The sequence below is a fragment of the Enterobacter cloacae complex sp. 2024EL-00214 genome, assembly GCF_043945575.1.
Taxonomy (GTDB): Bacteria; Pseudomonadota; Gammaproteobacteria; order Enterobacterales; family Enterobacteriaceae; genus Enterobacter; species Enterobacter cloacae_P.
The window spans coordinates 1-9,512 of record NZ_JBIMRC010000040.1 but is presented as its reverse complement, the minus strand read 5'-3'; the positions used below and the strand labels follow the sequence as shown (position 1 = coordinate 9,512).

The 9,512-nt window shown below is 47.7% G+C and carries 13 protein-coding genes; 11 read left to right on the top strand and 2 right to left on the bottom strand.

Going from position 1 to position 9,512, the window contains the following annotated elements:
• Positions 1–191: 191 nt before the first annotated feature.
• A complete protein-coding gene (locus ACHHZ6_RS24380; RefSeq protein ID WP_007372141.1) occupies positions 192–695 on the bottom strand; it encodes a hypothetical protein in 504 nt (167 codons plus the stop codon).
• A 253-nt stretch (positions 696–948) separates the two neighbouring features.
• Between ACHHZ6_RS24380 and umuD the strand changes: the two genes are divergently transcribed.
• The 6 genes from umuD (at position 949) to ACHHZ6_RS24350 (ending at position 5,571) form a co-directional block, all read left to right on the top strand.
• Complete coding sequence (gene umuD / locus ACHHZ6_RS24375) at positions 949–1,365, top strand: translesion error-prone DNA polymerase V autoproteolytic subunit (protein WP_008786793.1); 417 nt, start codon at positions 949–951, stop codon at positions 1,363–1,365.
• Complete coding sequence (gene umuC / locus ACHHZ6_RS24370) at positions 1,365–2,630, top strand: translesion error-prone DNA polymerase V subunit UmuC (protein WP_009652912.1); 1,266 nt, start codon at positions 1,365–1,367, stop codon at positions 2,628–2,630. The genes umuD and umuC overlap by 1 nt, the downstream gene beginning before the upstream one ends.
• A 149-nt stretch (positions 2,631–2,779) precedes the next feature.
• Positions 2,780–3,670, top strand: coding sequence for a DNA replication terminus site-binding protein (locus ACHHZ6_RS24365; protein WP_007372144.1), 891 nt, complete (start codon positions 2,780–2,782; stop codon positions 3,668–3,670).
• 312 nt (positions 3,671–3,982) lie between these two features.
• Positions 3,983–4,363: a type I-E CRISPR-associated protein Cas6/Cse3/CasE gene (locus ACHHZ6_RS24360; protein ID WP_127649377.1), complete on the top strand. Its 381-nt coding sequence runs from the start codon at positions 3,983–3,985 to the stop codon at positions 4,361–4,363.
• A gap of 288 nt (positions 4,364–4,651) precedes the next feature.
• Positions 4,652–4,909, top strand: coding sequence for a helix-turn-helix transcriptional regulator (locus ACHHZ6_RS24355; RefSeq protein WP_001333498.1), 258 nt, complete (start codon positions 4,652–4,654; stop codon positions 4,907–4,909).
• Positions 4,910–5,079: 170 nt separating this feature from the next.
• Positions 5,080–5,571: a GNAT family N-acetyltransferase gene (locus ACHHZ6_RS24350; RefSeq protein ID WP_000217395.1), complete on the top strand. Its 492-nt coding sequence runs from the start codon at positions 5,080–5,082 to the stop codon at positions 5,569–5,571.
• A gap of 85 nt (positions 5,572–5,656) precedes the next feature.
• Here the strand turns inward: ACHHZ6_RS24350 and ACHHZ6_RS24345 are convergent, their stop codons facing one another.
• Entirely contained in the window at positions 5,657–6,340 is a 684-nt protein-coding gene (locus tag ACHHZ6_RS24345) for a hypothetical protein (protein WP_008786796.1), read from the bottom strand.
• A 356-nt stretch (positions 6,341–6,696) separates the two neighbouring features.
• Here ACHHZ6_RS24345 and ACHHZ6_RS24340 point away from each other — a divergent pair, with 356 nt between their 5' ends.
• The 5 genes from ACHHZ6_RS24340 (at position 6,697) to ACHHZ6_RS24320 (ending at position 9,200) form a co-directional block, all read left to right on the top strand.
• Positions 6,697–7,098 carry a hypothetical protein gene (locus ACHHZ6_RS24340; RefSeq protein WP_008786797.1) on the top strand — a complete coding sequence of 134 codons (402 nt, stop codon included), beginning with the start codon at positions 6,697–6,699 and terminating at the stop codon, positions 7,096–7,098.
• 185 nt (positions 7,099–7,283) lie between these two features.
• On the top strand, positions 7,284–7,574 hold the full coding sequence (locus ACHHZ6_RS24335) for a hypothetical protein (protein WP_007372147.1): 291 nt from the start codon (positions 7,284–7,286) through the stop codon (positions 7,572–7,574).
• Between the two features lie 77 nt (positions 7,575–7,651).
• Positions 7,652–7,888 carry a hypothetical protein gene (locus ACHHZ6_RS24330; protein ID WP_007372148.1) on the top strand — a complete coding sequence of 79 codons (237 nt, stop codon included), beginning with the start codon at positions 7,652–7,654 and terminating at the stop codon, positions 7,886–7,888.
• A gap of 29 nt (positions 7,889–7,917) precedes the next feature.
• Entirely contained in the window at positions 7,918–8,469 is a 552-nt protein-coding gene (locus tag ACHHZ6_RS24325; protein ID WP_007372149.1) for a hypothetical protein, read from the top strand.
• 326 nt (positions 8,470–8,795) lie between these two features.
• Complete coding sequence (locus ACHHZ6_RS24320; protein ID WP_008786799.1) at positions 8,796–9,200, top strand: hypothetical protein; 405 nt, start codon at positions 8,796–8,798, stop codon at positions 9,198–9,200.
• The last annotated feature ends 312 nt before the right edge of the window (positions 9,201–9,512 follow it).

Below are 9,512 nucleotides of genomic sequence, written 5' to 3'. Positions count from 1 at the left end.
CGTTTATAGTACCGCAGTCTCTCCCCTTTATTTTTACTGAAGAGCAGACAGAAACCATAAATACCGGCTTTGACATGCCGGGGAAGTCCTTATAGTACAATAATTTTCGATATCCAAACTGACCCCAAGTAAGGACGGTCGCGCCTGTGGTGGTTTTATCTCCGTGGAGCGCCTGGCCCCGGCCATAATTGTTAGTTCGATACCCCATGAGTCACGCCTCCGGGTATTGCCAGAAAGTCGGGGGCTTCAGCCATACCTTTGCGCGATAACAGCACTAATCTGTCCTGCGGGGTCGAGACAATTTCATCCCCGTTATCCAGTACGCTGCCCACCAGCGCGAGCCCTTTCTCGAAGTGTGTAGCTTTCTGGCCAGCGCTTGAAACAATCCGTGCAGATGAACCATCGGTATAAGTGACTGCATCACCCTCCACTGCGATTTTGACCATTTGACCGTTGCCTAGATCCATAACCCTGGCGCTATCAACAGCGGTTACGACACCACCTCGCGCAGTCAGGCTTCCCTCGACCGCAACACGCCAGATTGCTGTTACCGGGTGTTGGCGATCCCTTTCAGCGTTCTGCTCAATAATTTGTCGAGCATCCACATCCATTGCGGCCAGATCAGCGTCAGAGAAAGGGGATTTGTCAAAGTCGGCCAGCATTTGTTGAGTTGCTTCATTTGTAAACTGCTTCATCGTTATTACTCCTTATAAAATGTACGGATAAATTCCGAATTGTATACGAAGTAAGCACGAGTAAATTCTGAAAATGAACTGAGGAATCATATGGTTGCAATTTGTTATGTGCAGTTACCCACTTCTGGACAAGTGATAAGAAAAACCTGAAGAGTGATAGCGGAAAATAACTTTCGGAAAAGGAGGTGCGAAAATTCCTGGCTCCTGTCTATAATACTGTATGGATATACAGCACCACGAAGAGCAGAGCATTATGAAACTTATCCCAGTGACACAACAATCACCAGGCCAATTCCCGTTGTTCGTTGAGCCTGTCAGCGCAGGTTTCCCTTCAGTCGCTTCCGATTATGTTGATGAATTTATTGATCTAAATACTCACCTCATCAAACATCCATCTGCAACCTACTTCTTACGAGTAACAGGTTCATCGATGGTAGAGGCACGTATTCACGAAGGCGATCTGGTCATCGTGGATAGCTCACTTGAGGCGAAAGAGGGGGATATTGTGATTGCGACCGTTGATGGTGATTTCACCATTAAGCGGTTGCAGCTAAGCCCGGCTCCCGCGCTACTGCCAATGAATAGCCGGATGTCACCGATCTATCTGAAAGAAGGCGAAGAACTGGCCATTTTTGGCGTGGTGACCTTCATCGTGTACAAGGCCTTGTGATGTTCTGCCTGGTGGATTGCAACTCATTTTACGCCTCCTGCGAGAGAGTCTTTCGGCCCGATCTGGTGAACAAGCCAATTGTATGCCTTTCGAACAATGATGGCATGGTCGTGGCACGTTCAGCGGAAGCTAAAAAATTAGGTATCCAGAATGGTGACGTGTACTTCCAGAAGAAAGCATTCTTTGAAGCTAACGGTGTACATGTTTTCAGTTCTAACTATGCCTTGTACGCGGAGATCTCCCGTAGGGTGTGTGAGACATTATTTAAATTCTCCAGTAATACTGAGGTCTACAGTATTGATGAAGTTTTCCTTTCGTTTGAAGGAATGCAGAAAAATTATAATTTTGATGACTATGGAAGAGAAATAAAGAAAACCGTATTAAAGAGCACCCATATACCCGTGGGGGTGGGCATATCGACAACTAAAACTTTGGCAAAACTAGCAAATAAAGCTGCAAAAACATGGACTAAAACAGGCGGAGTGGTTGATCTCAGCAGTCCAGAAAGACAACGTAAATTATTGCCATATATTGACGTAAGCGATGTCTGGGGGGTGGGCCGGAGATATGCCACCAGACTGAACAGCATGGGCATCAGGACTGCTCTCGATCTGGCCAATGCGCCAACATCGCTTATCCGTAACACATTTGGAGTCGTACTGGAGCGAACGCAGCGCGAATTGAATGGCGAGTCCTGCATAGCCCTGGAAGAGGTGAGGAAGGTTAAGCAGCAGATCATCAGCTCGCGTTCATTCGGCCAGAAAATAGAGCACTACGAAGCAATGCACCAGGCGGTGTGTGAGTATGCCGAACGTGCAGGCGAGAAGCTGCGCGAAGAGAAGCAATACTGTCGCTGCATAACGGTTTTTATTGGCACAAGTTACTATTCGAAAACGGCCCCTTACAGTGGCCAGCAGACAGTCAAGCTGGAAAACCCCACCGCCGATACCCGGGAAATCATTGCGGCTGCGGTCGCAGGGCTCCGGCATATCTGGCAGGAGGGATACCGATACCATAAAGCCGGAGTGATGCTATCTGACTTTTATGATAGCGCCACCAGCCAGCTCGATTTGTTTGGTGAGAACCGACTCTTTGCCAATGGTGAAGCGTTGATGGGCGTGATGGATAGAATTAACCGGTCAGGTCGGGGGAAATTATGGTTTGCGGGCCAGGGCATCGACAAAGACTGGACGATGCGGCGGGAGTTATTGTCACCATCCTATCTCACTAACATTAATGAAATCCCTCGCGTCAGGATTGGCTAATCAGCAGTGAAAACTTCATTCGTCATCGATAAAATTCGTCTGTAAACAAAACGAACTTGATATACTCGGTTTCGCTTGTTATGAGTATGTATGTACATACAGTCCTCCGTGCAGCGGAGGGAGTTTAGAGCCCTTTTTCGGGGATAGAAATGAATATCTCAACAACTTTCCAGACGCTGGAGAGCGAGATCACACAACTTCGTGGAGTGCTGGGTTCCCGGCTTCCGCTCAAGGCGAGTGTCTGCGTCCTGCCAGCCGTTGCTGATGGCGAAGAAGATATGGCCATCGAACACATCATGCCTGAGCTGAAACAGGGACACGATGCTGTCCATGCTGCCTGCGCGGCATACGCTGACCTGCATATCAGGGATGGCTATTCGCAGAAGTCCGCTCGGCGCACTACCGGCGTATTATGGTACGACAATACAGATGCGGAATTCTCTCAGCTGGTTACCCGTTTGGTGACATCCATCAACCAGCATAAAGAGAGCATTCAACGCCACATCATCGAAAACTACGGTGGTGATCGCCGACCGGAATACATGCGCTTCAACGCGCTGCATAGCGCCTGCCCTGGTGTCATGACCCTGCATCTCTATCGGCAGCTGCGTATGTTTGATAATGCTAACGTCAATCTGGTCAGTTTCGGCTGGAGGCAAAAGACGCTTTTTAGCAGGGTTAACAAAATCGAGTTGCTCCAGAAGATGGGCAAGGACATCGAGGAAGATGAAGATAAATCAGTCAGACTCAACTCGTTGATTAAGGCTATTGCGCGTGTACCGGAAGAAAAGCTTCGCTTACGCCGTCCGGTTAAAGTGCATCCAGCTGCAAACATCGCGATGGCTGATCCTGAACACCCCGACCAGATACTGCGTCTTTCTGCCGCTTCATCTATGCCGTTCATTATCATTCAGGATGAGCACGTGAAAATTCGGCCATTGCCAGAGTTCGTGGCCAATGAAGTAAAGCCGAGGAGTAACCGCCTCAAGACAGATGTGATCGGTATATTCCACGGCGAAAGTATCGAAATGATTCTCTGACCACACCGGCCAAAGGACTGGCCGTATTCCCCCCTCATAATTTCGTCACTCGCCGTCCATGCCATACCCTGAAACTAATATTGAAAATTCATTATGTTCAGCAAGGAATGTGGCGTGAAATACTTTGAATGTGCGCTCAGGTTCAGAATCGCCCCAGGTGACGTGTATGGGATCCACCAGCAACTGGATAAGGTAGTCCAGGAACGTTCTGGGTCGCGACTCCCATACACCTTCTACTCTCGCAAACAAAGTGCCTCCGACACCCAGGTTGTTCTGAGAACGGCTGTTGCACTCGGGCTCCCTGGCGAAGTCATGAAGGAAATCATGTTTGTGTCTGGCCAGAAAATTCGAATCTGCGGCTCGCTGGCCACTATTCGACGCGAGGAAGCTGGAGGCCGGAAAAGAGAGATTTGTCCACCTGCCCATGAACTCCCGGATTATATCCACTATCACCTGGAACGGGCCGGAGTGATCTGTGGACGGTTACGTATCGTTCGAAGCACCAAGTTCCATATTATTAAGCCCGGGAGCGTTGGCCGTACATCCCACAAGATCATTGTACCGATGAGCCAGTACGATGCTGAATGCGTGATTGAAGATGTCGGCGCACTTGAACAGGCATACGCTTTCGGGATCGGCAGAAAGCGGATATTCGGCTTTGGCTATATGAACAGCATCGAAGTGCTTTCCTGAACAGGCCATTAAGCATAGTTATTATCTGAATTTCAAACCGACTCGCAAACTTACGGCATTAACACTTCTGATACACCCTTTAAATGCTGTAAACTGTTGTAGCCCTTACTAAATCGTAAGAGTGGGGATTTGCAGCCCCGACTAATGACACGCCGTTCATGTACTTGAACGGTTCGCACTCGCTCGCCTGTTTTTTGTCAATGGTGGGTCGGGGCGTGGGAGCCTTACGGCTCGCCAGTCGTCATTAGCTGGTACTGCAAACCATGTTCCGATTCACCACCAAAGGAAATGGAGATGGAAAAACAGGACTGGCATAAGGCAGACATCATAGCTGCGCTACATAAGAAAGGTTTGTCACTTGCCTCACTGAGTAGGGCTAACGGTCTTTCAAGCAGCACTCTGGCAAATGCACTGACACGTGACTGGCCTAGAGGCGAGATCATCATCGCTAATGCAATTGGTGAAGAACCTCAAGAAATATGGCCAACCCGATATTTTGATAAGGCAGGAATGCCGATCAAGAGAATCATAAGAAAACCGGTTTAAATGAAAAAGGCTGGCATTTTTGCTGGCCTTATATACCTCCTGGCTCTGCTACTGAAACCACTAACACCGATCAAATGGTCATCAGCGAAATACCCCGTTCATTTCTATTGACCTCTTTACCTCCATGTAATCAAATTGATGGAATAATAACGGTTACGAGAGACAAACTGATGACGGTGTTATCTGCCCCTGAAATGCGCTTTGGAACCAAACAGGATGTTCCCTTTATCATAGCGGTGATTCGCGACGGTATGCGGGATGGGTATTTTAACTTTGATGATGATGACGGACTGTCTCAGTTCGAAAGTCAGATCTCAGAAGCCATTGCCAGGCGGGAACGGGGAGAGAATTGCGCCGATTTCTTGTTTGTCTTTGATGCTCAACATAATGGCGCAGCGATAGGTTTTGCCCTACTGACGGGCAAAAATGGTGCAAATGGACTTGCTTCACATCTGGAAATCAGGATGTTTGGTGTTACCAGGAGTCAAAGACAAAAAGGATTTGGGCGCTCCATGTTGCAAAGTATTCTGGATGCTACTCCCGGCCATAAAGTGGAGGCATCCTGTCTTCCTGCATCAGTTGTCATGGCCAGGATGCTGACTAATGCGGGTTTTCACGTCAAAGAGATAAGCCCGTTTGGAAAGCGTACTTTCAGACGCTAATGTAAAATTCAGATAAAAAAACCGGCTGACGAATTCAGTCGGTTTAGTAATCCTGCAAAAGGATGCTGGACAGCGACGGACGACTTCAGAGCTGTGGCAATGGCCCCTGGTTATCTTCAGTCGCAGCCTGGTCTTTATCCGGGGTGGCCGTTGCAGTCCGCGAGGCATCAAATGAGACCGTTGGGTCGCTGAGAGTCAGGATGCCAGTGTCTTCAACTTCTCGCGTTGTCAGCGTAAGCTCAGATTTACTGTCATCACACTTATTCGTTTTCTCCGCCAGTGCCTTGCACCAGATATAACGACCTCTCTGGGCATCAGAGACTGAAGGCTCTCCATATTTCTCGATCGCCGACTTCAGTAAGAGATCAGGGTTGCTGAATGAAAAGCGGATTTTGTAAGCCACCGGCTCAATGGGGTCAACTGCCGTATCGGGGATAAAATAGACCACCGTCTCCTGGTGAGCATCTCCCCAGAAAATACTATTCAATGAGTTGTTACTGTAGCGCTTTTGAATTTCTTCACCAGCAGACTGGCCAAGTTTGTCAGTGATAGCAGTGATCGCTTCAGAAGCTGTCATCCGCAGGCTTACCGGCCCTATAGAAAAAGACATAACATCAAAGCTATTCAGGGGGGTAATGGTGCTTTCTGGAGCGGTAGATGAATCGGGTACGTCATCACTGTACAGACTGTCATCCCCCGGAGAAGGCGTTACAGGTGCTGAATTTTGGATGTCAGGTGTGTAGCTGGGATCGGGAGCGTATAGGCCCATTGTATCATTCTGTACAGCAGAATATACCGAAGCGGTCGGCAGGACGGTAAGGAGCGCAAGGGCGCAGTATCCAAGGTATCTGGTCATATTCACCTCGTCAGTAGCAGTTGTCCTACTGTAACAGCGCGAGGTTTGAGAACATCATGGAAATGGGGTCAAAGCGGGGCGAAAAACAAGCCTGATTCACATGGCTTACGTAGCAGCATGGAGATCTCCTGAAGTCGGAGAAAATGAGTCAGATAACGCGAATATCGAAAATGGAACGAAGTACTTAATTACCTAACAGGAGGTACATGTTAACCTGACGAACATTGCTTACTGCCTATTTGTAGATTCAGGCTACAGGGAGAATCCAAGTGCCAAACTGCATACCCCTTAATCCGGTATTACCTAAAAACTTCGACGATACACCTAATGAAAAGCGCTCAAAGTCTCAGCTTGATGCCTGGTGGGATCATCCATATGGCATTACTTGCCCGGACGGGAAAATCACTGTTCGATGCCTGAATGGAGGAGCTTGGGATCGTTCGACAGTGCTGGGAGTAGCGGACAATTACGAAGAAGCCTGCGAGCTCGCAGAGCGCGAGCAATCAGCATGGGTCAAACGCCGTGCGGAGCCAATATTCTACTATAGCGGTGAAGCTCCATTCAGAGCGATAAGGGATGCACAACGTCCTGATCAGGAGCAGACCTTTGTCGCGTCTTTTGACACGCAAGATGAGCTAATCAGCTGGCTTAATAGTCAGAAAACCAGTTAATACCAAGTCTGGAAGTCTGCTTCTCAACAGACTTCCACATTTGATTATCAAGCTCCCCATAATTTGGGTTCAGTATAAACATTCCATTACGTTCTATTCCCCTCATTACATTCATCTATCCGTAAATTTCGTTAGCCAGCACATCGGGGTGATACTGATGTCAGGTAAACAAAACGGATGCAAAAATGCAGACATGTTCGGAAGTCCTGGCGGTTGAAATATTCAATCAAGTTGGACGTGAGGCAGCTATTGCTCAATATAACTTAATTTGTGAAATAGCCCAGCGACGTTACGAAGACAGCCTGGCCAAATATGGTTCCGTGCCAGCTGGTTTCACCGCGCTCAATTTCCTCCATCCGGCAGAACTTCAGGAGCGTTACATCCTGGGGTTGGGAATTCAGCTTTGTATCGATGAGCAGCATGAAGCCAGGGAACGGGTTTTAGCTCGCTGCCTGGCAAGAAAAAGGGCCGCATAAACAGGTGATAAAACAACTCAGCTATAGCTGAACACGCACTAATTGGCTATGTTAACAAAACGAACAAGGTGGCGATTATGTACAGTGAATCTATCGATCGTGCTATCAGTATCCTCAAGGACGCGGGCGAAAAAATCGGTATGGAACTGGGTAGTAATGTGACATCTCAGGAATCAGAACTGCTTGAGGATGCGCTGGTGGGCCTGACTAAAGTTAAAGGGCAACTCTGCGGTAATCACTCCTTAACTGATGTAAAAGCGGACGTCGTGCCTTTTAGTCTCAGTTCGACGAAGAACGTCGATAGCCCGCATTAATTAACAACCACCAACTGGACGGAAGGGATATGACTGAAGACAACGCCGGTAGTGTTTCTGGAAAAGCACAGAACGCCCCAAAAGCAAATGCCCACCTGGACAGGCTCTTTGATTTCATTGTGACAGAAATCAAAGAGCAGGGTGCAGCACCGTCTTACGAGCAGATCTGTTCTTCTCTGGGGTATTCAAAAGGGCTCGTTTCCCGGCGTATCCGGCAGTTGCATGACCAGGGACGAATCATTATCGATGGTGAAAGAAAGTCTATGACGCTGCGCGTAGCGAAAGGACAAGGTCATGATGACATTGCCGAACTCCCGGACATGACCAGTGACAGGAAAGCAATCATCACGTATGTCAAAAAATACATGAACAGAAATGGTGGCCGTGGGCCATCAGTTCACGCAATAGGGAAAGCGCTCGGCTTCTCGAATAACAAGGCGCGTAGACATGTGGACTATCTCGACGAAGTAGAGAGGGTACGTTACAGCCCTCATCTTAATGAAGTAATCGTTATCAATCAGGGTGATTACGTTAAAATTACCCAGGACAACGATGAACCACCGAGCCCGGCAGAAGGTTAGCCATGATTCGCATATGGAGAGAAGTTGTAAACGTAAAGGTTCAGGACGGGAGCCGTAACGGACGAATCTGGTTTCTTGAACTTTCGTGTGGCCATCATGCTGTCAGACGTATACCTCGATTACGTCTGCATAATCTGACGCAATTCGAACGACTTGAGCCACCAGCTAAATGTCACTGTGTATTGTGTGAAATAGATGCTATTGCAGGACAAAAATAGCAATAAACACAACATAAAAGCCCTCAATTTGTCCCCATTGTTTTTAGCCTGACAGCATTGGTACTGATAGCCTAATCATATTTAAACGCATAACCCTATGGTGGACATATGAAAAAAGCTGTTTTTGGCCTTTTAGCACTATTGCCCTTCATAACCAGCGCAGAATCGATCGATCCGAACGATTTCTATGCTCAGCAGCCTTCTCAAAACTACCAACAACCTGCTGCCAGCGAGCAACAGGACGATGCTGACAATTCCAGTGACCAGACAGCTGCGATCGTATTGAACCTGGAAAGTTACAAACCGCTGGGGAATTTTGTAGTCCCCCAGGGAGTAGAACGCCCATTCATTGGTCTTATTAACAGCAAAATTTTCATACTGTCTGAGCAACCAGATAAACGCTTGGCTGGCCTATGGATAGGTCGTAGTCAGGATGGTCGTGAAGCACTTTGTGGTTACCTGAACAACAGTATGCAGGTCAGAAAATGTTATTACATCTTATATCGTGAGTAAAAAATGGGGCCGTAGCCCCATTTATTTTAATGTTTGAATGAGGGTATAAAGGGTATTACTGGATTTGTTCCTAGCGAAGCTAATTCGTTAGGCGCAAGATAACGTCGCAGTTCAGTAATCAATATATCAACTGATTTATCCCAGCCATCTCTCACAATGTTTAGAATGTGCCGAGCTGGATAATGTGTTAGGGAAGGTGCGAATAAGCAGGTCATTTCTTCCCAAGCTGACTCGCTGATTAAAATTTCGCGGATCTGGGCCGATTTTTTTCCCGCAAACACATCGAATCAGCCTATTTAGGCTATTTTTTCC